The organism is Burkholderia sp. BCC1993, from assembly GCF_905339865.1.
In the GTDB taxonomy this organism is placed as follows: Bacteria; Pseudomonadota; Gammaproteobacteria; order Burkholderiales; family Burkholderiaceae; genus Burkholderia.
In genome coordinates, this window is the sequence record NZ_CAJPGZ010000027.1 from 20,374 (window position 1) to 44,181 (window position 23,808).

Below are 23,808 nucleotides of genomic sequence, written 5' to 3' on the forward strand. Positions count from 1 at the left end.
GGTTCATCGAACGGTCATCGCACGGGAAGATGCGCCTTCGACACTGACTCATTCCTTTCGACCGGCCGCCACGGCAGGAGCAAAGAATGACCGTCAGCGTACGCAGCTATCTTTCCCCGACCCTGGTTCTCCTCGCCTTCGACTGGCCCGAGGCCGCCTCGCGCACCGACTTCCTCGGCTTTGCGATCCGGCGCACGCCGGGCTTCTGGTCGGCCGACGGCAAGACGCGGGCGCCGGACAGCTGGCTGCCGAACCGGCTCACGTTCGACGGCCCGGCCGCCGGCACGCAGGGCGACGCGCCGACCGACCAGGCGCCGATCCAGAAATTCATGTGGTGGGACGCGCGCATCGATCCGCAGGATCGCGATGCGTCGTTCCGCTATGACGTCTATCCGGTCATCGGCACGCCGGAGAACCTGCAGGTGCTCGATGCGGAGGCCGGCGTGTGCGATGTCGTGCTGCCCGCGCACACCGTGGACGGCGTCGGCACGTGGTTCAATCGCGCGGTGGTCAGCTCGCAGGCGTTCGCGAAGCAGGTCGCGGCGCTGGGTCTCGCGCCGCATGCGGCGCCGAGCGCGGACCAGGCGTTGAAGCTGCGCACGTGGCTCGCGAACGACATGGAACAGGTGTTCGCGGAGATGCTCGACCCCGCGTCGCGCGCGGTCTCGGCCGTTTATCACCTGACGGACACGCTGTGGGCGTTGCCCGCATTCGAGGCGTTCGGACGGCAGCACGGCGAAGCGTCGCTCGCGATCGTCTACGACGCGCACGTGACCGCACGCAAGGGCAAGCCGCCGCTGCCGTCGCCGAACCAGCCGGCCGTCGACGCGCTGCAGGGCCTCGCGACGCGCGCGCCGCGCGACCGGACGCACATCATGCACGACAAGTTCATCGTGACCGACGCACCGGCGAACGGGGCGACTGCGCCGACGCCGGCGCGCGTGCTGACCGGTTCCGCGAACTTCACGACCGAAGGGCTGACGGAGCAGGCGAACGTGCTGCACGCATTCGATTCGCCGGCGCTCGCCGCGCTGTACAACGCGCGTGCGCATGCGCTGGCCGCGAATCCGCCGATCGCGGAGACGGCGAAGTTGTCGCCGGGCTGGTCCGAGCCGCTGACGATCGGCAGCGCGCAGGTGCGCGTCGCGTTTTCGCCGGAGCCGGCGGGGCAGCGCACCGAGATCGATACGATCGTCGCCGCGATCGCGGCCGCGCAGCATTCGGTGTCGTTCTGCCTGTTCATGCCGACCGACGCGGCACTGCGCGACGCATGCTTTGCCGCCGGCGACCGCGGCCTGATGATGTTCGGCCTGATGAACCGCATCAACGCCGGCAGCGCGACGCAGGCCGATGCTGCGCAGCACGACGGCCAGCCGCTCGATGCGGCGACGCTCGCGAACCTCGAGCTTTACCATCGCCGGCGCGATCATCGCGACGTGATCGATGCCGCGTATTTTTCACCGGCGACGGCGCCGCAGGGTTTCGAGCCGGAACTGCGCCTCTTTCCGGGCGAGCCGGCGCCGGCCTATCCGCCGGTCGTGATCCACCACAAGTTCATCGTGATCGATGCGGAAGGCGCGAACCCGATCGTCTACACGGGTTCGGCGAACATGAGCCGCAATTCCGAGCAGTACAACGACGAGAACCTGCTGGAGATTCGCGACGCGCGGATCGCGGCGATCTATCTCGCGGAATTCCTGCGGCTCTACGAGCACTACCGCGCACGGGCGCTGTCGATCGAGTCGCAACGGCAGGGCGCCGGTGCGTATCGGCACCTCGCGCTCGCGCCGGATTCGAGCTGGGCGAGGAAGTATTACGTGGCGGGAAGCCCGGAAGAGAAGGCGCGGATCGCATTGGCGTCGGCGCCGACGGACTGGCGTGAGGCGGACGTTCGGCCTGAGGCGGCCTGAGCGGCTTGAAGGGACGCGCCGCGTGAATCCGGCTGATGCCGGTTGCACGCGTCGTGGTGTCGGTCGGGAGGGGGGGCGGGCGGCGGGTTCAGCGCTCGCCGCCGGCCTGCAGATGAAACCGCGCGGTGCGCTTACGCGGCGACGTAGCGCAGCACGGAGTCGGCGATCGTCTCGCGATGCCGCGCGCGCAGCCGCGGCGCCGACGGATCGCGGCCGAACGCGGCACCGAACGTATAGCGGTTCGACACACGGTGGAAGCAGAACGAGCTGATCAGCAGGTGCAGGTCGAACGCGTCGATGTCCTTGCGGAACGCGCCGCTCGTTGCGCCGCGCTCGAGCAGTTCCTCGAGCGTCTTGATGATGCTGACGTTGCGGTTCTTGAACGACTTCAGCTGTTCGAGATATTTCGCACCGTGGATGTTCTCGATCGACACGAGGCGGACGAAGTCGCGATGCTTGTCGTGATAGTCGAACGTGAATTCGACGAGCCGGCGCATGCCTTCGCGCGGCTCCATGTCGCCGACGTGCAGTTCCTGCTCGAGCGCGCGGATGTCGCCGTACACCTTCTCCAGCACGGCCTCGTACAGGCCTTCCTTGCTTTCGAAGTAGTAGTAGAGCATCCGCTTCGTCGTGTTGGTACGCTCGGCGATCGCGTCGACGCGCGCGCCGGCGAGGCCCATCGCGGAAAATTCCTGCGTGGCGACGTCGAGGATGTTGCGCTTGGTTTGCTCGGGATCGTATTTGCGCCGCGCATCGGTCGCAAGCGCGCGGCTTTCGGACGTGGCGGCCTTGCTTCCAGCTTTCATGTGACTTTGTTGTGGGTTCGCGGCGGCATGAAGAAATCATTCTAGCATGCGGGAAATCGCCGCCCGGCCGACCTTCTGCTCTAATCGGCCGCGCGGTTTCGGCGGCTGTCGCCGCTCAGCGCCGGCACGACGCGAGCGCGTCGCGGGCCTGGTACGCGGTGTACGTGAGCTGCGCGGCCGCGAGGCCGGCGAGCCCGAACGTGCGCGTGAGCCCGAACGCGGCGAAGCCTTCCGGTACGGGCTGTTCCCCGGCCAGCGCGGCGGCGAGCGCTTCGCCGGCGACGGTGGTGGGCGCCATCCCGTGACCGCCGAATGCGATCGCGTGCCACATGCCGTCCGCGTCGCGGCCGATCTGCGGCATCTTGTGCCGCGCGTAGCTCATCAGCCCGCCCCATGCGTACTCGACCTTCACGCCGTCGAGTTGCGGATACACGCGCAGCAGGTCGCGTCGCAGCAGCCGCGCGATCGCGTCGGGGCCGCGGTCGAGCACCGAGATCCGGCCGCCCCACAGAATCCGCGTGTCCTTCAGCGGCCGGTAGTAGTCGAACGCGAAACGCGTGTCGTAGATCGCGTAAGGCGCGTCGATCGCGTCCGGCAGCCGCGTGCCGAGCGGCTCGGTCGCGATCACGTAGGTCGCGATCGGCAGCACTGCGCGTTCGATGCGCGGCGACACGCCGCGCGCATAGCCGCCGCCGGCGAACACGACGTCCTTCGCGCGCACCGTGCCCTGCGCCGTGCGCACGACGTAGCCGGCGCCCTCGCGCGCGATGCCGAGCGCGGCCGAGCGTTCGTACACGCGTGCGCCGCCGCGCGAGGCGGCCGCCGCGACGCCGAGCACGTACTTGAGCGGATGGAAGTGGAACGCGTTCGGCTCGAACAGGCCGCCGTAATAGCGCTGCGTCTTCAGCCGCGCGCGCAGCGCGTCGGTCGCGACCGGTTCCCAGTCGACGTCGAATTCCTGCTTCATCAGCGTGCGCACGCCGTCGAGCCGCGACGGATCGTCGAACCAGTTCGCGAGCATCACGCCCTCGTCGACGATGTCGCAGTCGATGCCGTAGCGGGCAATCCGCGCGCGGATCAGGTCGACCGCATCGACGGTGAGCCGGTAGAGGCGGCGGCCTTCGTCGCGGCCGAGCGTGCGCAGCAGGTCCGCGTTGTCGAGGCTGTAGCCGCCGAACACGAAGCCGCCGTTGCGGCCGGACGCGCCGAAGCCGACCCGTTCGCCGTCGAGCACGACGACATCCCGCACGCCGCGCTCGACGAGGCCGAGCGCCGTGCACAGGCCGGCGAGGCCGCCGCCGACGATGCAGACCTGCGTGTCGATGGTGCCGGTCAGTTGCGGGTAGGGCTGGCGGGTAACGGTGGCTTCGTAGAAGTTCTGCATGCGTTTTCGATGACTCGTGACGACGGAAAAACGGACGGCGCGCGTCGATCTTGCCTGAACACGCGCGCCGCGTCGAATGGGGTGTTCAGCGCACCGGCCGCCGCGGTCGGGCGGCGGCCGGTGCGCGACCGGGCATCACGCGCCCGGCGTCGGGTTGACCGGAGCGGCGACGTAGGCCGGATAGCCGGCGTCGGTCTTGACCGTGGCGTCGGGCGCCGCGTTGCGCTCGATCCACGGCGCGATCTCCATGTCCTCGTAGCGGACGAGGCGGCATTTGCGCACCAGCGCGTAGCCGAGCCAGATCGCGAGGAAGAACGGCAGGCCGATGTAGGTCGCGGCGATGCCGGCCCAGTCGATCTTGTCGGCGAGGAACGCTTGGTAGTCCTGGCCGAGCGCGACGACTGCGCACAACGCGAACGCGAACAGCGGGCCGAACGGAAACCACTTCGACCGGTACGGCAGCTGGTCGAGCCGGTAGCCTTGCTTCAGGAAGCCCTTGCGGAACCGGTAGTGGCTGACCGCGATGCCGAGCCAGGTGATGAAGCCGGCCATGCCCGACGTGTTCAGCAGCCACAGGTAGACGGTTTTATCGCCATACAACGACGTGAGGAAGCACAGCGCGCCGACGGCGGTCGTCGCGTACAGCGCGTTGCGCGGCACGCCGCCCGGCGACAGCTTCGCGAACAGCTTCGGCGCGCGGCCCTCGACCGCGAGGTTGTAGAGCATCCGCGTCGACGCGTACATGCCCGAGTTGCCGGCCGACAGCACGGCCGTCAGGATCACCGCGTTCATCACGCCGGCCGCGAACGCGAGGCCCGCGTGGCGGAACACGAGCGTAAACGGGCTCACGCCGACGTCGGTCACGTCGCTCTTCAGCAGGCTCGGGTCGGTATACGGAATCAGCACGCCGATCACGAAGATCGCGAACACGTAGAACAGCAGGATGCGCCAGAAGATCTGGCTGACCGCGCGCGGGATCGTCGTGCGCGGGTTCTCCGATTCGCCGGCCGCGACGCCGATCATTTCGGTGCCCTGGAACGAGAAGCCCGCGATCATCGCGACGCCGAGCATCGTGGCCCAGCCGCCCGCGAACGGCGCGTCGCCGATCGTGAAGTTGCCCCAGCCCGCGCTCGGGCCGCCCTGCATGATCCCGAAGATCATCAGCAGGCCGACGCCGACGAACGCGACCACGGTGACGACCTTGATCAGCGCGAACCAGTATTCGGCTTCACCGAAGCCGCGCACCGACAGCGCGTTGAGCGCGAAGATCAACGTGAGGAAGATCGCGCTCCACCAGACCCCCGGCACGTGCGGGAACCAGTAGTGCATCACGAGCTGCGCGGCGACGAGTTCCACCGCGAGCGTCACGGCCCAGCTGTACCAGTAGTTCCAGCCGAGTGCGAAGCCGAAGCCTTCGTCGACGAATTTCGCGCCGTAGGTCGCGAACGAGCCCGACACCGGCATGAACGCGGCCATTTCGCCGAGGCTCGTCATCAGGAAGTAGACCATCAGGCCGATCAGCATGTACGCGAGCATCGCGCCGCCGGGGCCGGCCTGCGAGATCGACGCGCCGGACGCGACGAACAGTCCCGTGCCGATCGAGCCGCCGATCGCGATCATTCGCAGATGGCGCGCCTGCAGGCTGCGGTGGAGGGACGGCTGCGCGGGCGGCGAGCCGGACGGACGGGGCGAGTCGGGGCGGGCATCTGAATGCATGGCGGGTGCTGGGCGCTGTCTCCGGGATTGTTTTTTGGCTACGAAGGGCGGCGCGTTGCCGGCCGCCGGCCGGGCAGCGGCACTGCTTCGCAGGTCTGGTCCGGATCGACCGGGGCCGCCGGGCCGCGACGCGTGTTGCCTTCGTCTGTCGTCCGGCCGCCGTTGGGCGGCCGTCGGCGCGCCGGGTGCGGTGCACCTCGACGCCGCCCCGATTGTCGGTGCCGGCCACAGCCGCGGCAAACGATATTTCCGCACAGGGTGATGCAACTTTGTCATCAACTTGCCGCGCATCGAAACCGCCGCGGCGGCCCGGCCATCGGCCTTGGATACGTCCCATGCCGGTGCCGAAACGGGCGGATTCGTCCCGCTGGGTTGTTGCGTTTTGGGAATGAAGTCGTGAGTTAATATCAATAGCGGCCGGACTTGTGGCCATCGACAATGTGTCTCATGGATCGTGCCTCGCGAGGTGGGGGCGCGCCGCCCGGCCGGGTTTCCGGCGGCGGCGCCGCGCGATGCGCCGTGCGGCGCACCGGGCCTGCCGAGCTGCGCATCCGCTTGCACAGGGCGCGCGAACGCGCTCCAATCGAATCACGCGGGCGGCGTCGCCGCCGCACCGATCAATCTGTCCCTGAAGAGGAAGTGATGCAATTCAACGACATTCTTGCTGCGCTCGACATCGATCTCGCCCAGTGGAAAGGCAATGCGCTGACCGCGCGTTCGCCGCTCGACGGCGCGACGCTCGCGACGCTGGCGGTCGACTCGCCCGCCGACGCCGAGCGCAAGATCGACGCCGCGCACGACGCATTCCTCAAGTGGCGCACGGTGCCGGCGCCGGTGCGCGGCGAACTCGTGCGCGTGTTCGGCAACGTGCTGCGCGAGCACAAGGCCGAGCTCGGCCGCCTCGTCACGCTCGAGGCCGGCAAGATCACGTCCGAAGGCCTTGGCGAAGTGCAGGAAATGATCGACATCTGCGATTTCGCGGTCGGCCTGTCGCGCCAGCTTTACGGCCTGACGATCGCGTCCGAGCGCCCGGGCCACCGGATGATGGAAACGTGGCACCCGATCGGCGTGTGCGGCGTGATCTCGGCGTTCAACTTCCCGGTTGCGGTGTGGGCGTGGAACGCGGCGCTGGCGTTCGTGTGCGGCGATTCGGTCGTGTGGAAGCCGTCCGAGAAGACGCCGCTCACCGCGATCGCGTGCCACGTGCTGCTCCAGAAGGCGATCCGCGAATTCGACAAGACGCATCCGGGTGTCGCGCCGGCGGAGCTGAGCCAGCTGGTGCTCGGCATGCGCGATGTCGGCGAGGTGCTGACGGCGTCGAAGAAGGTGCCGGTCGTCAGCGCGACGGGCAGCGTGCGGATGGGCCAGGAAGTCGCGAAGGTGCTGAGCCAGCGCCTTGCACGCGGCATCCTCGAACTCGGCGGCAACAACGGGATGATCGTCGCGCCGAGCGCGGATCTGGATCTCGTCGTGCGTGCAGTCACGTTCGCGGCGGTCGGCACGGCCGGCCAGCGCTGCACGACGCTGCGCCGCCTGATCGTGCATCGCAGCCTGGTCGAGCAATTGCTGCCGCGCATCGAGAAGGCCTACACGTCGGTGAAGGTCGGCAACCCGCTTGAAGAAGGCACGCTGGTCGGCCCGCTGGTCGATCGCGCGTCGTTCGATGCGATGCAGAAGGCGCTGGGCGACGCACGCGAGCAGGGCGGCGAGGTGAAGGGCGGCGAGCGCGTCGACGTCGGTCACGCGGATGCGTACTACGTGCGCCCGGCCATCGTTCGGATGCCGAAGCAATCGGCCGTGGTCGAGCGCGAGACGTTCGCGCCGATTCTCTACGTGATGGTCTACGACAACTTCGACGATGCGATCGAACTGCACAACGCGGTGCCGCAAGGCCTGTCGTCGGCGATCTTCACGAACGACATGCGCGAGGCCGAGCAGTTCATGTCGGCAGCGGGCAGCGACTGCGGGATCGTCAACGTGAACATCGGCACGAGCGGCGCGGAAATCGGCGGCGCGTTCGGCGGCGAGAAGGAAACGGGCGGCGGCCGCGAGTCGGGTTCGGATGCGTGGAAGGCGTATATGCGCCGTGCAACGAACACGATCAACTACAGCCGTCAGCTGCCGTTGGCGCAGGGCGTGAAGTTCGACGTCTGACGGAGCGCGTCCGGGAGGGCGTCGCGACGGTCGAATCGATCGAATGAAAAGGGCCGGTTGCCGCGAAAGCGGCAACCGGCCCTTGTCGCTTTCGGCGATGCGTGCGCGGCGACGCCCGATCGGCGCATACCCGCTCGATCGCTTACTCGTGCGGGGCGGAAGCGTCGCTTGCCGGCATGTTCTGCACCACCAGCATCTGCGGCGTCGACAGCGTGATCTGCGCCGCCCGCAACTGCTTCAGGATCTCGAACAGCAGGTCGCTCTTCGTCGAGCTGGCGATCCGCGGGCTCGCCACGTAGCCCGTGACGCTCAGCGTGATCCCGTCCGGCGCGAGCTGGCTGAACGTGACCGACGGCGCCGGCTTGTCGAGAATCGCCGGGTGCTCGCTGTACGCGTCGAGCAGCAGGTCGCGCACCTGCTCGGGGTCGGTGTTCAGCGGGAACGTCAGCATCAGCGTCGCGACGCCCTGCGTGCTGTTGCCCATCGTCACGTTGCGCACGTTCTGCGAGATCAGCTGCGAGTTCGGCACGATCACGGTCGAGCGGTCGCTGAGCTGGATCTCGGTCGCGCGCACGTTGATGCGGCGGATGTCGCCTTCGACGCCCGCGATGCTGACCATGTCGCCCACCTTCACCGGCCGCTCGGTCAGCAGGATCAGCCCCGACACGAAGTTCTTCACGATCTCCTGCAGGCCGAAACCGATACCGACCGACAGCGCGCTGACGATCCAGGCGAGGTTGCTCCACCTGACGCCGAGGAGGCCCAGCGTCATCAGCACGAGCAGCACGTAGCCGACGTTGGTGAACAGCGTGATCAGCGACACGCGCATCCCCGTGTCCATGCCGAGTGCCGGCATGAACTCGCCGTCGAGCCAGCGGCGCACCGAGCGCAGCAGGTAGAAGCCGATCGCGAACCCGATCACCGCGTTCAGGATCCGGTCGGGCATGATGTTCAGGCTCTGCAGCCGCTGGCCGCCGATCATCGCGATCGCGCTGTCGAGCAGGTCGCTCGGCGTCGTGCCGAAGCCGCCCGTCAGCAGCGCGATCGCCGCGACCAGCATCAGCAGGCTCGTGCCGAGGCCGGACACGACGGTGTGGGCCTGGTCGAGATGCCGGTCGTCGAGCGCGAACAGGTGCTTGATCTGCTTGCCGGTCGACAGGTTCGCGGAGAACAGGCTTTCGCTCGCGTCGCGCGTCAGCTGGATCAGGATATAGACGCTGCACAGCACGATCTCGAACCACACGAGCTCGTACGTGATGAAGCGCGCGACCGTGATGTAGCCGATCAGCAGCGCGACCAGCGACACGACGATCGCCAGCGTGACGCCGGCGTGAATCAGCCCGGCGAGCGTCGAGCGTTCCTCGGGCGCCTCGCCGGATGCCGCCAGCGCGGTGCGGACGCGATTCGCGCGCAGGATCGACGCGCCGACGGTCAGCGCGACGACGAGCGAGACGATGCCGCGGCCGAACAGCGTGACGGACAGGCTGGTATCGACAATCCGGTTGATCGATTCGAGCGTGCCGGACATCAGCAGCAGCGCGGCCAGCACGCCGGGGAACGGCTTCATCGCGAGCGCGACGGGATCGGCGAGCGCCGGCAGCCGCCATGACGGATGCTTAGTGCAGAGCAGCGCGCGGCCAAGGCCGGCGATCAGCGCGCAGGTCACGGCGAGCTTCGCGAACTGGTCCCACAGATCGGTCATCGAGGACGTGAGTTCGGAGTGGCGGGCGAGCGCGAGATAGAGGATCTGGACGGCGACCGCGGTCGCGAGCAGCGTCGAGAACGCCGTCGCCAGCGCCAGCGCGCTGCGGCGCAGCCGGGTGGGCGGCAGGCGGTTCAGGCAGAACCACGCGAGCCCGCGTTCGACGATGCGGCGGCCGCCGAGCCACGCAGCGAGCGCGGCGATCAGCAGCAGCGTGGTGATGGCGCGCTGGCCGCGTGTCCATGACGAGCGCAGCATGTCGCGCAGTTCGTCGTTGAAGTCCTCGAGCCGCTGGACGTCGTCCGGCGACAGGTGGAACAGCGGCAGCCAGAACTGCGCGCCGAAGATGCTGCCCGAACGGAACGCGAGCTGGTTCCTCAGCAGGCTGCGGTGCAGTTTCGCGAACTGGTCGTTCAGGTTCGCGAGGTTGGTCTTCTGGTCGGCAGCCTGTTTCAGCGCCGCGTCGATCTGCGCCTTGCGCGCGTTCAGCGTCTCCCGCTGCTGTTCGACGGCAGGCGTTTCGGGCGATGCGCCCGGGGCCGGCGGCGGGCCGAGCACGTCGAGCTGCGCCTGGACTTGTGTTCGCTGCGGCGCGAGCTGGCTCTGCAGCTTGTCGACGTCGGCGCTCAGTTCCTGGGTCGCGTCGCCGAGCTCGTCGAGCTCCTTGCTGTTGGTCGCGTTCGACGTCTGCTGCTTGATGCGGTCCTGTTGCACCTGCATCTGCTTGAGCCGCGCAACCGCGTCGTTCAGCGAAATGGTCGGCACGGGGACGCCGACACCGCTCGCGCCCGGTGCGGACGCAGCCGTCGGAAACGCCGACGCAGTCGCGATCGCCGCGAACTGCAGCAGTGCGAACAGCGCGATCCGGCGTGCGTACGTGGAGAGTCGTTGTATGAACATGGAATACTTACGTTTTGCCGACAATGCCGGGCGCCGAAAGGCGTCCGGAAGCCGGGAGTTGGCCCGGTAGCATGTTACCGGGGCGTGGCGGCGGCGGTGCTGCCGATCGCGCACGTTGCCTGTCGTGTCTCGCGGTGCCGGCGCGGGCGCGCGACGGCCCGGCGGCCCCTTGCAGACGGGGCCGTGCCGGTTTCGGATGCGCGTCAGTGGCAGACGATCGCGATGCCTTCGAACCTTACAGATTCGACAGACAGTTACGCAAGTTACACATTGTCCGGCGCGAAAGTGGGGTGTCCGAACCGGTTCGCCACGCGACGCGGCGCGCGCGGCGTGCCGGTACAATGCGACGAATCGCCCGACGGCGGCCGGGCCGGTCGGCCGCCGGACAACAACACACGACACGATCAGGAGACACGACCCAGATGGTCTCAACGGACAGCTTTCCCCAGGCAGCCACCTCGTCCTCTTCCATCGACGCCGGCTCGATTTCAGCCCGCCTCGACCGCCTGCCGCCGACCCGCAGCGTCTGGAAGCTCGTCGTGCTGCTGAGCCTCGGCTTCTTCTTCGAACTCTACGATCTGCTGTACAGCGGCTACGTCGCGCCGGGCCTCGTGAAAAGCGGGATCCTGTCCGCGACGACGCACGGCCTGTTCGGCACCACGGGCGTCGCGAGCTTCATCGCCGCGCTGTTCTCCGGCCTCTTCATCGGCACGATCGCATGCGGCTTCCTCGCGGACCGCTTCGGCCGCCGCGCGATCTTCACGTGGTCGCTGCTGTGGTACACGGCCGCCAACGTCGTGATGGCGTTCCAGGACACGGCAGGCGGGCTGAACTTCTGGCGCTTCGTCGTTGGTCTCGGCCTCGGCGTCGAGATGGTGACGATCGGCACGTACATCTCCGAACTCGTGCCGAAGCAGATCCGCGGCCGCGCGTTCGCGTGCGAGCAGGCGGTCGGGTTCGTCGCGGTGCCGGTGGTCGCGTTCCTCGCGTATCTGCTCGTGCCGCACGCACCGATCGGCCTCGACGGCTGGCGCTGGGTCGTGCTGATCGGTGCGCACGGCGCGCTGTTCGTGTGGTGGATTCGCCGCGCGCTGCCCGAGAGCCCGCGCTGGCTCGCGCAACAGGGCCGCGTCGACGAAGCCGACCGCATCATGCGCGCGCTCGAGGCGAAGGTCGAAGCCGAATACGGCCGGCCGCTGCCGCCGCCCGCGCCGGCCGAGCCGGTGCCGCCGCGCGGCAGCTTCCGCGACATGTGGGTGCCGCCGTATCGCAGCCGCACGATCATGATGACGATCTTCAACGTGTTCCAGACGGTCGGCTTCTACGGCTTCGCGAACTGGGTGCCGACGCTGCTGATCAAGCAGGGCATCACGATCACGTCGAGTCTCATGTATTCGAGCGTGATCGCGCTCGCGGCTCCGATCGGCCCGCTGATCGGCCTCGTGATCGCCGACCGCTTCGAGCGCAAGTCGGTGATCGTCGCGATGGCGGCGGCGATCGTCGTCTGCGGGCTGCTGTTCAGCCAGACGACGGTGGGCGCGTTCCTGATCGTGCTCGGCATCGGCCTCACGCTCGCGAGCAACATCATGTCGTACAGCTTCCACGCGTATCAGGCCGAGCTGTTCCCGACGTCGATCCGCGCGCGCGCGGTGGGCTTCGTCTATTCGTGGAGCCGCTTCTCGGCGATCTTCTCGTCGTTCGTGATCGCGGCCGTGCTGAAGGGTTTCGGCACGTTCGGCGTGTTCGCGTTCATCGCCGGCGCGATGGTGATCGTGATGGCGGCGATCGGGTTCATGGGGCCGCGCACCAAAGGCATCGCGCTCGAAACCATTTCGAAGTAGACGGGGGTTGCGCGCTCGCGTGCCGCGCGTCGCGTGCGGCACGCGGGTGAATTCCCGCGGTTTCATGTGGCCGAAAACGCCCGGCGAAGCAACCAGCCATGCGGCGGCGAAGCATGCGGCAACGAGTTGAAACAAAGCGTGACGAAGCGCAAAAGCGCTGCAAAACCGGGGATTCGGCCCAGCCGATCGTTGTTCGCGCGAGTAGAATGAAAGACCTGACGACTCATTAGCCGCCATCGGACCGAACGCGTTGCATTCGCGAACGGCTCCGCCGCGAAGAGGCGTCGGCGCCGGGCGCCCGCGATGCCTCCGGCGTGTCGATGGCTCGTGCGGAAGATGCGCCGTTCGCGATGTGCGGCGGCCGGATCGGCCGATGGCTTCGATCGTATGACGCTCTCCGACCTGACGCGGCAGTTGCCCAAGCCGCGTGGCCGTGCCCTCGCAGTCGCCACGTATGTGTGGCTCGCGGCCGTTCTCCCGATCTCCGTGCTTGTCGCGCGGCCCGCCATTGCCGCGTCCGGCGTGCCGTCGGCCACTGCTACGTCATCCTCATCAACGGCTTCGGCCGCACATCCGGCTTCGCCGGCGCACGTACTGTCGGGAGTCGCGTCGTCGTCCGCGGCTTCGGCCACGCATCCGGCTTCGTCGGCACATATGTCGTCGCGAGTCGCGTCGTCATCTGCGGCTTCGGCCGCGCATCCGGCTTCGCCGGAGCATGTGTCATCGGAAGTCGCACCGTCATTCGCGGCATCCGCCGCGCATCATGCATCGCCCGCCAGCGGGGCATCGGGGGCATCCCCGGCTTCCGCCGCATCGGCAGCATCCGCGGCATCGCCTGCATCGCCTGCGTCGGCAGCATCCGGCACGCCGGCAAGCGAAGCCGAAGCACCCGCACCGACGCCGCCGCGCCGGCATCCGCCGCTGTCGGCCGACGAAGCGAAGAGCGCAACCGCGCGTGCGATCGACATGCGCAAGCGCTTCACGCAGGAAGTCACGCGACGCCTGAACGTGCCCGCGAACGAGCAGCGCACGTATGGCGTCCGCCTTCAGCAGGCGCTCGCCGATGCGGACCTCGACGACCTGGCCGGCGAATACGTCGCGATCGTCGACCGCGCGCCGAACGTGCAGGCGCTGTTCATCTACTTCCGCGCGACGCCGTCCAATGCGTGGCTGATGATCGGCGCGTCGCCGGTCGGCACCGGCTGGCCCGGCAAATACGATCACTTCCTGACGCCGCTCGGCGTGTTCCACCACTCGCCCGACAACATGGATTTCCGCGCGGAAGGCACGACGAACGACAACGGCATTCGCGGCTACGGCAAACGCGACATGCGCATCTACGACTTCGGCTGGGTGGACGGCGAGCGCGGCTGGGGCAAGGGCGGCAAGTCGCCGATGCGCTTCCAGATGCACGCGACCGATCCCGATCGCCTCGAGCCGCTGCTCGGCATCCGGCACTCGAAAGGCTGCGTGCGGATTCCTGCTTCGCTGAACGCGTTCCTGGACCGGCACGGCATCCTCGACGACGACTACGAGGCGCGCGTCGAGGACGGCAAGTCGTTGTGGGTGCTGCGCCGCGATCGCGACGTCACGCCGATCGCCGGCCGCTACCTGGTCGTGATCGACAGCACGCGCAAGACGCGTCCGGCATGGTCGCCGGCGCCGGGACGCAACGCATGGTCGAAGCTGCCGAAGAGCGGCGACACGGCGGACTGACGACAGCCGGTCCGCCGGCGCGACGAAGGCGCGCGGCGTGGGCGCTGGAGTTCGACGCACTGGCCGCGACGCTCGTGGCGGCCTGAGCGCGTTGCCGGCCACGTTCGCCGGCCGGCGCGTCAACCGGCCGGCGCATCGTTCAGGTGGCGACGCAGGTCGCCCGCGAAATCGAACAGCGTGTAGTCGCGGAACGCGAAACGCCATGTTCCGTCGACGCGCTCGAACGCATCGTGATAGCGGCCCGCCGCGATCGGCTGCAGCGCAAGGCCGTCGACGGCCTGCAGCACCGTGTAGTACGAGCGTGCCGTCGCGCGATGCGCGGCTTCGTCGATCTCGATGAGCGGATTCGTGATTACATGCTTCGTGCGCGGCGTGCCGCACGAGTAGCGCTTCACGCGCGCGTCGAACAGCGCGAGCAATTCATCGGCGCCGATCGTCGGCGCCTCTTCCTCGACCTTGATCCGCGCATGCCGGAACAGCGCCGCCATCCCCGGCAGGTCGCCGGCGTCGAGCAACTCCGCGTAGCGGTACAGCAGGTTCGCGATTTGGACAGCGCTGTGGGTCATGCGGCCTCCGGCATCGATGGACGGGTTGCGTCGATGATGCGCGGTGCGTGCCGGGATCGCTTCGTCCGGGTGGACGAAGCGTCTTTGTCGTGCAGCGCTCAGCGGAAGATCTTCAGCCAGTCGAACAGGCCCGGATGCGGACGCCGCCTCGGTGCCGGCGCCGGCGCGCTGCGCGGCCGGAAGTCGGGCGAGAACTGCACGTGCGGGTCGATCGCACGCGCACGCAGCGCCGCATCGTAGAACGAGCCGACGATCGGCAGCGCGCTGTGCGCGCCCGCCCCCCAGTAGTCGCTGCGCAGCGTCACGTTGCCGTCGTCGAAGCCGACCCACGCGCCGGCCACCAGTTGCGGATGCATCAGGATGAACCAGCCGTCCGTGTTGTCCTGCGTCGTGCCGGTCTTGCCCGCGACGTCGATGCGAATCCCGTAGCGCGAGCGGATGTCGGCACCGGTCCCGTAATCGACGACGCTGCGCATCACGTCGACCAGCGTCTGTGCCGCGGCCACCGGCATCGCGCGTTCGGGCGGCGCGCTGCCGAATGCGGCGAGCACCTTGCCGTCGCGATCCTCGATGCGCGTGATCATCTGCGGCGCGACGTACACGCCGCGGTTCGCGATCGTCCCGTACGCGGACACCATTTCCTTCAGCGTGACGGCGCTCGTACCGAGCGCGAGCGACGGCACCGCGTCGAGCGGACTTTCGCGCACGCCCATCGCACGTGCGAGCTGTGCGACCCTGGCCGCGCCTTCGCGCTGCATCACCTGCGCGGTGATGCGATTGCGCGACAGGGCGAGCGCGTCGCGCAGCGTCATCGGCGCGTCCGTCGGCGGTTCGGCATCGGTCGGGCGCCACACCGCGTGCGCGCCGATCGGGATCGCCACCGGGCGATCGACGAACGTATCGCCCGGCTGCATGCCGTCCGCGAACGCGGCGCCATAGACGAACGGCTTGAACGTCGAGCCCGGCTGGCGCCGCGCCTGCACGACGTGATCGAACGGCTCGCTGCCGAAGTCGGGGCTGCCGACCCACGCGCGAATCGCGCCGTTGCGCGGATCGAGCGCGACGAAGCCGGCCTGTACCTGCGTCTTGCGCTCGCACAACGCGCGCACGAACGCGCGATTCGCGCCGAGCTGCTTCAGCGCCGCCGCGTCGGCGAGCCCGGCGGCGCGCGCGTCGCGATAGTCGGGCGTCTGCCGGATGAAGCCGCGGAACAGGTCGTTGCGCAGCCCGCAGCCGGACGGGTTGTGCCACGCGTCATCGGCGATCGCCTGCAGGCGATCGGTTTGCTGCGTCAGCGCTTGCGTCGCGATGTCCTGCAGCTGCGCATCGAGCGTCGTGCGCACGACGAGGCCGTCTGAGTAGAGGTCGTAGTTGTTGCGGTCGGCCCAGGCGATCAGCCACTTGCGCAGCTGCACCGCGAAGTGCGGGGCGGGGCCCGGCTGCGCGGTCTGCGGCTCGAAGTCGACGCGCAGCGGGCGGCGCTGCAGTTGCGCGAGCTGCCGCGGCGACAGCATGCCCATCGCGGCCATCCGCGCGAGCACGATGTTGCGGCGCTGGACCGCGCGCTCCGGATTCAGCACCGGGTTGTAGTAGCTGTTGCCCTTCAGCATTCCGACGAGCGTCGCGCTTTCGACGATGTCGAGCTGGTCCGCCGATTTGCCGAAATAGGTGCGCGCGGCCATTTCGACGCCGTACGCGTTGTACAGGAACGGCACGGTGTTCAGGTAAGTCTCGAGAATCTCGGCCTTGCTGTACACCATCTCGATCTTGAACGCGGTGATCAGCTCCTTCACCTTGCGCGTGAGCGTCGGCGCGCGGCCGACTTCGTCCGGATACAGGTTGCGGGCGAGCTGCTGCGTGATCGTCGAGCCGCCCTGGCGGCTGCCCGAGAACGTATGCAGCCCGGCCGCGAGCGTGCGGCGCCAGTCGATGCCGTGATGCGCGTAGAAGCGGTGGTCCTCGGTCGCGATCAGCGCGTCGACCATGTGCGGCGAGATCTGCTTGAGCGGCACCCATTCGCGGTTCACGGGCCGGAACTCGGCGATCAGCTGGCCGTCGGCCGACAGCACGCGCGCGGGACGGTCGATGCGCGCCTTGCGGATGTCGCCGATGCTCGGCGTAAACGGCACGAACGCGAGCAGGACCAGCAGGCCGAGCACGGGGATCGCGGCGAGCGTCAGCGCGACGCCGCGGCGCGTCGGATGGCGCAGGCGATGCCACGCGCCGGCGCCGAGCGCGCGGGCGCCGGTACGGCAGCGAAGCCACAGATCTCGAAGATACGGCACGAAGCGATTCACGGCGGCAGGAGCGCGAGCGGAAAAGGCGCGATCCTAGCAAACCGCGCAGCGTCACCTGTGGCCAAAACGCCGGTTTTCTTGCAGCCGTTACAGACGATTACGTTTGTTGCCCGCGGACAACCTTTGGTCGCATGCGCCGCCGCGATTCCTCCGATGAATCGACGCCGGCCGCTTCGCCGACCACATCCGCGAGCCGCTGCGCGGCCGCTTCCATCCGTGCGCGATCGAACCCGCCGAAGCCGAGCACGAGGCCCGGACGCGCGGTGCCCGGCGCGAACATCGGCGACACCGCGCGCACCGCCACGCCGGCCTGCGCGGCGCGCGCCACCACGTCGAGATCGTCGATCCCTTCCGCGAGCCACAGCACGACGTGCATCCCCTGATCGCCTGGCTGCACCCATGCGCGCTCGCGCGGCAGCCGCGCGCCGAGCGTGTCGATCAGCAGCGCGCGCTGTTCCGCGTAGACGCCGCGCACGCGGCGGATGTGGCGGTCGAGATGACCTTCCGCGATGAAGGCGGCGAGCACGTGCTGATCGGCGGTCGGCGCATGGCGATCCATCAGCACGCGCGCGCCGCAGAACGCGGGCACGAGCTCGGCGGGCGCGATCACGTAGCCGAGCCGCAGCGACGGGAACAGGATCTTGCTGAACGTGCCGAGATAGATCACGTGGTCTGGATCCAGGCCTTGCAGCGACGGGAACGGATAGCCTTCGTAGCGCAGCTCGCTGTCGTAGTCGTCCTCGACCACCCATGCGCGATGCGCGCGCGCCCAGCCGAGCAGCGCGTTGCGGCGCGCCATGCTCATCGGCATCCCGAGCGGATACTGGTGCGATGGCGTGACGAACGCCGCGCGCGCGTCCGGCGCGAGTCGGATGCCGGCCTCGACGTCGATGCCGTCCGCGTCGACCGGCACGCGGACCATCGCGTCGCGCCGCCCGGTGCTCTCGAGTAGCGCGGTGATGCCGCGATAGGCGGGATTCTCGACCCACGCGCGATCGTTCGGGCCGAGCAGGACCTGGCTCGAGAGGTGCAGCCCCTGTTGCGTGCCGCTCGTGATGACGACCTGCTCGGCGCTGCAGCGCACCGAGCGCGAGCGGCGCACGTAATCGGCGATCGCTTCGCGCAGCGGCAGCGCGCCTTGCGGATCCGCATAACCGGACGGCGCGCCGGCGCCGCGGGCGCGCAGGCGGTTGCCGAGCCGGCGCCAGATGTCGTCGGGCGCGGTGAGCCCGACCGGCACCGAGATCGCGAACGGCGCGGCCGGCAGCGGGCGGAATTCGCGGGCGATCCGCGCGAACGTCGCGGCCGGTTCGGGCAGGCCGGCATGGGCGGCGCGCTGGCGGGCGGCGGGCGGTGCGCCAGCCGGCGGCGACGGCTCGGCCAGCGCGTTCGCGACCCGCGTGCCGGCGCCGCCGCGCGACTCCAGGAAGCCTTCGGCGACGAGTTGCGCATACGCGTCGACGACGGTGCCGCGCGCGACCTGCAGCGATGCCGCGAGCAGCCGCGTGGACGGCAGCGTGTCGCCGGGCCGCACGTCGCCGCGGCGCACTGCGTCCCGCAACGCCTGCGCGAGCTGGCGGCTCAGGTCGCCGGCCGCGCGGTCGAGCGCGCCGAGCGACGGGATTTCGACGATCCGGGCGGTTCTGGCCATGATTCTGGTCTGCTGAAAATGTTCTAAACCGGCTCTACAGAATAAACCAGTTAGCGATCACAATCGGGGCATGACGGGCCGGTTCCGACCCGTTTCCTCCCAACCCTGTCCGACCGTGGAGCCGCCATGTATGTCCCCGCCGATTTCGCCGAATCCCGTCCCGACGTGCTGCGCGAACTGATCGTCCAGCATCCGTTCGGCACCCTGGTCACGCGCGGGAAGAGCGGGCTCGACGCGAACCACTTTCCGTTCGAACTGCTGCCGGGCGACGGCGGCCTCGGCGAATTGCATGCGCACGTCGCGCGCGCGAATCCGGTCTGGCAGGACGTCGCGAACGGCGACGAGGTGCTCGTGATCTTCCGCGCCGGCGACGCGTACATCTCGCCGAACTGGTACCCGAGCAAGCATGTCGCGCATCGGCAGGTGCCGACGTGGAACTACGTGGTCGTGCATGCGCACGGCCGCATCACCGTGCGCGACGACGAGAAGTTCGTGCGCGGCGTGGTCGCGCGGCTGACGCGCACGCACGAGGCGTCGCAGCCGGCGCCGTGGAAGATGGCCGACGCGCCGAAGGACTATCTCGACACGATGCTGCAGTCGATCGTCGGGCTGCAGATCGAGATCACGCGGCTCGTCGGCAAGCGCAAGCTCGGGCAGAACAAGGCGGTCGACGATATTCGCGGCGCGGGCGACGCGCTGATCGCGGACGGGAATCTCGCGATCGGGGAGGCGATGCTGGCGGAAGCCGACGCGAAGCGCGGATGAGTCACGGTGAATCGCACGGGGGCGCATTGCGCGCCCCCGCTGGCGCACGCTACTGCGTACGCGTCGCGCCCTTCGTCCCCGTCGTCCCTTCCCCCGCCTGCGCCAGCGCTCCCCGAATCGCCGCTTCCGTCTTGTCATACCCGCCCTCGCCATACCGCGTATAGACGACCTTCCCGTTCGCGTCGATCAGGTACAGCGCAGGCCAGTACTGGTTGCCGTACGCGCGCCACGTGTCGTAGCGGTTGTCCTGCGCAACGGGATACTGGATGCCGAAGCGCTTGACCGCATCGGCGACGTTCTTCGCATCGCGTTCGAACGGATACTCGGGCGTATGGACGCCGACCACGACGAGCCCCTGGTCGCGATACTTCCGGTACCAGTCGTTCACGTACGGAATCGTATGAATGCAGTTGATGCACGAGTACGTCCAGAAATCGACCAGCACGACCTTGCCGCGCAGCTGGTCGAGCTTGAGCGGCGCGCTGTTGTGCCAGCGCTCGATGCCGGTGAAGTCGGGCGCCGGCGTGCCGGCCAGCGAGGCGGTCATGTCCGCGTCGTCGCGGGTGCCGGCGAACGCGGCGAGCCCGGCCGTGGCGGCGAGGGCGATCACGAGGGCGGCGGTCTTGAGTCTGGTCGGCATGGCGGTTCTCCGGTTCGGCCGGCCGCCGCGCGAGGGCGGCGGCCGGACAGGTTTCGACAGCCCTCATTGGGCCGCGCCGACGTATCTGCGATGTGTCCGGCAAGCCGCGCGCGTGCAATGTTGTGTGTCGTCACGGCGGCGCGATACATTGGGATACAAACGCGTGCCCGCAGTGGGGTATAAAAGCGGACATCGCCAGCCGGAACATCACGCCAACGACACCGACCCATGGACAAGATCGACCACGTACTGATCGTCGACGACGATCGCGCGATCCGCGAACTGATCGCGGACTACCTGGAGAAGAACGGCATGCGCGTGTCGCTCGCCGCGAACGGCCGCGAGATGCGCAACGTGCTCGATGACGGCGCGCCCGACCTGATCGTGCTCGACCTGATGATGCCCGGCGAGGACGGCCTCACGCTGTGCCGCGATCTGCGCGCGGGCAGGTTCCGGACGGTGCCGGTGCTGATGCTGACCGCGCGCGGCGAGGAAACCGACCGCATCATCGGTCTGGAGATGGGCGCCGACGACTATCTCGCGAAGCCGTTCGCGGTGCGCGAGCTGCTCGCGCGGATCCGCTCGGTGCTGCGCCGCGCGCGCATGCTGCCGCCCGGCATGCAGGTGACAGAGTCGGCCGCGATGCTCGCGTTCGGCGAATGGCGGCTCGACACGACGGGGCGCCACCTGCTCGACGCCGAAGGCACGCTGGTCGCGTTGAGCGGCGCCGAATACCGGCTGTTGCGCGTGTTCCTCGACAATCCGCAGCGCGTGCTGACGCGCGACCAGTTGCTCAACCTCACGCAGGGCCGGCAGTCCGATCCGTTCGACCGGTCGATCGACCTGCTCGTGAGCCGGCTGCGCCAGCGCCTGCGCGACGGCGCGCGCGAGCCGCGCTACATCAAGACGCTGCGCAACGAGGGCTACGTGTTCTCGTCGGTGGTGACCGCGGTCGAAGGCGACGCATGAGCGCGCGCACCCCGTGGCACTGGCCGCGCTCGCTGTTCGCGCGGCTCGCGCTGATCCTGTGCGTGGGCCTCGCGCTCGCGCAGACGCTGTCGTTCTGGCTCACCGTCACCGAGCGCGACCAGGCGACCACCAACCTGATGATGGGCTATATCGAACGCGAGGTCGCGAGTTCGGTCGCGCTGCTCGATCACCTGCCGCCCGACCAGCGTGCCGCGTGGCTGCCGCGGCTCGCACGGCGCAGCTACGCGTTCATCCTCGGGCCCGGCGAGACGGGCACGCCGCCGGAGGCGCGGCTCTCGGCGCGCGTCGAGCGTTCGATCTCGGACGGCATCGGCGGCGACTATCCGCTGACGGCGAACGCGATCCCCGGCGATCGCGAGCATCTGCAGGTGCATCTGCGCCTGACCGACGGCTCGCCGCTGACGATCGACATCCACCCGATGTCGACGGTGCCGCTGTCGGGCTGGCTGCCGGTCGTGCTCGCGCTGCAGCTCGCGGTGCTGGCCGCGTGCTGCTGGCTCGCGGTGCGGCTCGCGACGCGACCGCTGAAGCAGCTCGCGCAGGCAGCCGACGCGCTCGGCCCCGACCTGAAGGGCGAACGCCTGAACGAGGGCGGGCCATCCGAAGTCGCGCGGGCCGCGCGGGCGTTCAACGCGATGCAGGACCGCATCGCGCAGTACATAGCCGAGCGCATGCAGATCCTCGCGTCGATCTCGCACGACCTGCAGACGCCGATCACGCGGATGCGGCTGCGCGTCGACGTGATGGACGACGACGCGCAGGGCGCGAAGCTGCGCCAGGACCTGCTCGAGATGGAGCATCTGGTCAAGGAAGGCGTCGCGTATGCGCGCACGCTGCACGGCACGGAAGAGGCCGCGCGCCGCATCGATCTCGATGCGCTGCTCGACAGCATCGTATGCGACTACACGGATGCGGGGCAGGACGTCGCGCTGCATGGCGGCGGCCCGCTCGCGCTCGTCACGCGGCCGAAGGCGCTGCGCCGGATCGTCGGCAACCTCGTCGACAACGCGCTGAAGTTCGCGGGCGCGGCCGAGATCGACGTGCAGGCGGCGCCGGGCGGCGGCGCGGTCATTGCGGTGCTCGATCGCGGGCCGGGCATTCCGGACGATCAGCTCGACGCGGTGTTCGAACCGTTCCGGCGCGTGGAGACGTCGCGCAATCGCGAGACGGGCGGCACGGGGCTCGGCCTCGCGATCGCGCGGCAGCTTGCGCTCGCGATGGGCGGCACGCTCACGTTGCGCAACCGGCCGGACGGCGGCGGACTCGAAGCGCGGTTGACGCTGGTGAACGCGACCTGACGCGACGCCGTGTAATGCGGCGTCAAGCGCGTCGCGGGCTTCGGGGTCGAAGCGGGCTGCGTCACACGCGCTGCAGATGCGCGTCGACGAGCGGCGCGAGCGTTTCGGCATGCACGGCCGCGAGATCGTGCCGGCCGCCCGGCACCACATGCAGCTGTGCATCGGGCAGCCGTTCGAGCAGGCGTTTGCCTGCCGCGACCGGGCTGATCGGATCGTCGTCGCCCCACAGCAGCAGCGTCGGCTGCGCGATGCGGCCGATGTCCTGCGACAGGTCGGTGTGCAACGTCAGGAACCAGTCGGGCAAGTGCGGGTTCGCTTGCGCGAAGCCGGCGCGCCAGTCCTGCGCGCCGAGCCCCTGCATGTCGAGGCCGCCCGACGTGACCGTCAGCACCAGGTGCGTGACGAGCGCAGCACGTTCGAGTGCCGCGCGCATCGCGATTACACCGCCCATCGATTGCGCGATCACGGCGGTCGGCCGGTCGATTGCGGTCAGCACATGGCGCACGAGACCGTCGAAGTCGTCGACGGCCGGATCGCGCGGTGTGTCGCCGAAGCCCGGATAGCCGACGATCCGATGCTCGGCCGGATGCGCGAGGCGGCTCGCGAGCGGTTGCCAGAAGGCGGTGCTGCCCGATGCGCCGGGCAGGAACAGCAGTTGTGACGGAACGGGCATGACGGATCGGTCTTCTGGTGAACGAAGCGGGTGAATGGCAGGCGGCGATGCGTCAGCACCGGCCGGTGCGCAGCGCGACGGTCCAGTCGTCGCGGCCGCGCGATGCCGCGGTGGCGGCGGCCGTATGCCAGTCGTATTCGACCGCATGGAATTCGGCGTGCCAGCCGGCCGGCGTGCGCGACACCATCGCGTAGCGCGCATGCGGCGAACCCGTTTCGATCCGGTGCGGGTGCGGTAGATCGTCCGCGTACGCCTGCAGTCCGACGCTGCCGGGGTTGACGATCAGCCGGCCGTCGTCGAGTTTCGCGAGGCGCGGCACATGCGTATGGCCGCACAGAATCAGTGAAGCCGTCTCGTCGCCCGCACGCTGCGCGATTTCATCGGGCGTCGCCGCGCGGCAGCCGTCGGGCGTGACCGTCTCGAGGAAATAGACGAGGTCGCTGGCAGGCGTGCCGTGCACCATCAGCACATCGTCGCCGAGCGTCAGGCGCTCGGGCAGCGCGGCGATCCATGCGCGATGGTCGTCGCGCAGCGTGTCGTGCGCCCAGCGGTCGGACAGCCGCATCATGTCGCGATCGCCGGTCAGCAGTTGCCGTTCGTGATTGCCCTTGATGGTCGGGAGGTCGAGCGCGATCAGGCGGTCGGCCGTTGCGGCAGGATGGAGCGCGCCCGACACGATGTCGCCGAGGTTGACGATCACGTCGGCGCCGCGGCGGCGCACGTCGTCGAGCACCGCGTCGAGCGCGGCGAGGTTGCCGTGGATGTCGGACAGCGCGGCGATTTTCATGGCGAAGGAGTC

The 23,808-nt window shown here is 68.9% G+C and carries 17 protein-coding genes; 7 read left to right on the forward strand and 10 right to left on the reverse strand.

Annotated elements, in window-relative coordinates; all coding sequences use genetic code 11:
• Positions 1-86 precede the first annotated feature (86 nt).
• Positions 87-1,910, forward strand: a complete 1,824-nt coding sequence (locus U4Y91_RS33935; protein WP_321808726.1) for a phospholipase D-like domain-containing protein — start codon at positions 87-89, stop codon at positions 1,908-1,910.
• A gap of 131 nt (positions 1,911-2,041) precedes the next feature.
• Here U4Y91_RS33935 and U4Y91_RS33940 read toward each other — a convergent pair whose 3' ends face one another.
• From U4Y91_RS33940 to U4Y91_RS33950, 3 genes are all read right to left on the reverse strand, one after another.
• Complete coding sequence (locus U4Y91_RS33940) at positions 2,042-2,716, reverse strand: TetR family transcriptional regulator (RefSeq protein WP_321808727.1); 675 nt, start codon at positions 2,714-2,716, stop codon at positions 2,042-2,044.
• A 115-nt stretch (positions 2,717-2,831) separates the two neighbouring features.
• On the reverse strand, positions 2,832-4,100 hold the full coding sequence (locus U4Y91_RS33945; RefSeq protein WP_321808728.1) for an FAD-binding oxidoreductase: 1,269 nt from the start codon (positions 4,098-4,100) through the stop codon (positions 2,832-2,834).
• A gap of 135 nt (positions 4,101-4,235) precedes the next feature.
• Complete coding sequence (locus U4Y91_RS33950; protein WP_415750526.1) at positions 4,236-5,816, reverse strand: amino acid permease; 1,581 nt, start codon at positions 5,814-5,816, stop codon at positions 4,236-4,238.
• Positions 5,817-6,458: 642 nt separating this feature from the next.
• Between U4Y91_RS33950 and U4Y91_RS33955 the strand changes: the two genes are divergently transcribed.
• The gene (locus tag U4Y91_RS33955; protein WP_321803353.1) at positions 6,459-7,970 is read left to right on the forward strand and encodes an aldehyde dehydrogenase family protein; all 1,512 of its coding nucleotides are present in this window, start codon (positions 6,459-6,461) and stop codon (positions 7,968-7,970) included.
• Positions 7,971-8,112: 142 nt separating this feature from the next.
• On the opposite strand, the gene U4Y91_RS33960 is transcribed toward U4Y91_RS33955, so the two are convergent.
• On the reverse strand, positions 8,113-10,572 hold the full coding sequence (locus U4Y91_RS33960; protein WP_321808729.1) for a DUF3772 domain-containing protein: 2,460 nt from the start codon (positions 10,570-10,572) through the stop codon (positions 8,113-8,115).
• A gap of 422 nt (positions 10,573-10,994) precedes the next feature.
• Between U4Y91_RS33960 and U4Y91_RS33965 the strand changes: the two genes are divergently transcribed.
• Complete coding sequence (locus tag U4Y91_RS33965) at positions 10,995-12,413, forward strand: MFS transporter (RefSeq protein WP_321808730.1); 1,419 nt, start codon at positions 10,995-10,997, stop codon at positions 12,411-12,413.
• A gap of 303 nt (positions 12,414-12,716) precedes the next feature.
• Positions 12,717-14,129 carry a hypothetical protein gene (locus U4Y91_RS33970; RefSeq protein ID WP_321808731.1) on the forward strand — a complete coding sequence of 471 codons (1,413 nt, stop codon included), beginning with the start codon at positions 12,717-12,719 and terminating at the stop codon, positions 14,127-14,129.
• Positions 14,130-14,248: 119 nt separating this feature from the next.
• Here U4Y91_RS33970 and U4Y91_RS33975 read toward each other — a convergent pair whose 3' ends face one another.
• The 3 genes from U4Y91_RS33975 to U4Y91_RS33985 all read right to left on the reverse strand — a co-directional run bounded on the left by U4Y91_RS33975 (position 14,249) and on the right by U4Y91_RS33985 (position 18,643).
• Entirely contained in the window at positions 14,249-14,695 is a 447-nt protein-coding gene (locus U4Y91_RS33975; RefSeq protein ID WP_321808732.1) for a nuclear transport factor 2 family protein, read from the reverse strand.
• Between the two features lie 98 nt (positions 14,696-14,793).
• Complete coding sequence (locus tag U4Y91_RS33980; protein WP_321808733.1) at positions 14,794-16,992, reverse strand: penicillin-binding protein 1A; 2,199 nt, start codon at positions 16,990-16,992, stop codon at positions 14,794-14,796.
• A 97-nt stretch (positions 16,993-17,089) separates the two neighbouring features.
• Positions 17,090-18,643, reverse strand: a complete 1,554-nt coding sequence (locus U4Y91_RS33985) for a PLP-dependent aminotransferase family protein (protein WP_321808734.1) — start codon at positions 18,641-18,643, stop codon at positions 17,090-17,092.
• A gap of 126 nt (positions 18,644-18,769) precedes the next feature.
• Here U4Y91_RS33985 and U4Y91_RS33990 point away from each other — a divergent pair, with 126 nt between their 5' ends.
• On the forward strand, positions 18,770-19,408 hold the full coding sequence (locus U4Y91_RS33990) for an FMN-binding negative transcriptional regulator (protein WP_321808735.1): 639 nt from the start codon (positions 18,770-18,772) through the stop codon (positions 19,406-19,408).
• A 49-nt stretch (positions 19,409-19,457) separates the two neighbouring features.
• On the opposite strand, the gene U4Y91_RS33995 is transcribed toward U4Y91_RS33990, so the two are convergent.
• A complete protein-coding gene (locus U4Y91_RS33995) occupies positions 19,458-20,048 on the reverse strand; it encodes a thioredoxin family protein (RefSeq protein WP_321808736.1) in 591 nt (196 codons plus the stop codon).
• Positions 20,049-20,276: 228 nt separating this feature from the next.
• Between U4Y91_RS33995 and U4Y91_RS34000 the strand changes: the two genes are divergently transcribed.
• Positions 20,277-21,017, forward strand: a complete 741-nt coding sequence (locus tag U4Y91_RS34000; RefSeq protein WP_321808737.1) for a response regulator — start codon at positions 20,277-20,279, stop codon at positions 21,015-21,017.
• Positions 21,014-22,336, forward strand: a complete 1,323-nt coding sequence (locus U4Y91_RS34005) for an ATP-binding protein (RefSeq protein ID WP_321808738.1) — start codon at positions 21,014-21,016, stop codon at positions 22,334-22,336. The genes U4Y91_RS34000 and U4Y91_RS34005 overlap by 4 nt, the downstream gene beginning before the upstream one ends.
• A gap of 61 nt (positions 22,337-22,397) precedes the next feature.
• Here U4Y91_RS34005 and U4Y91_RS34010 read toward each other — a convergent pair whose 3' ends face one another.
• Entirely contained in the window at positions 22,398-23,009 is a 612-nt protein-coding gene (locus U4Y91_RS34010; protein WP_321808739.1) for an alpha/beta fold hydrolase, read from the reverse strand.
• A gap of 52 nt (positions 23,010-23,061) precedes the next feature.
• Complete coding sequence (locus U4Y91_RS34015) at positions 23,062-23,796, reverse strand: metallophosphoesterase family protein (protein ID WP_321808740.1); 735 nt, start codon at positions 23,794-23,796, stop codon at positions 23,062-23,064.
• Positions 23,797-23,808 lie beyond the last annotated feature (12 nt).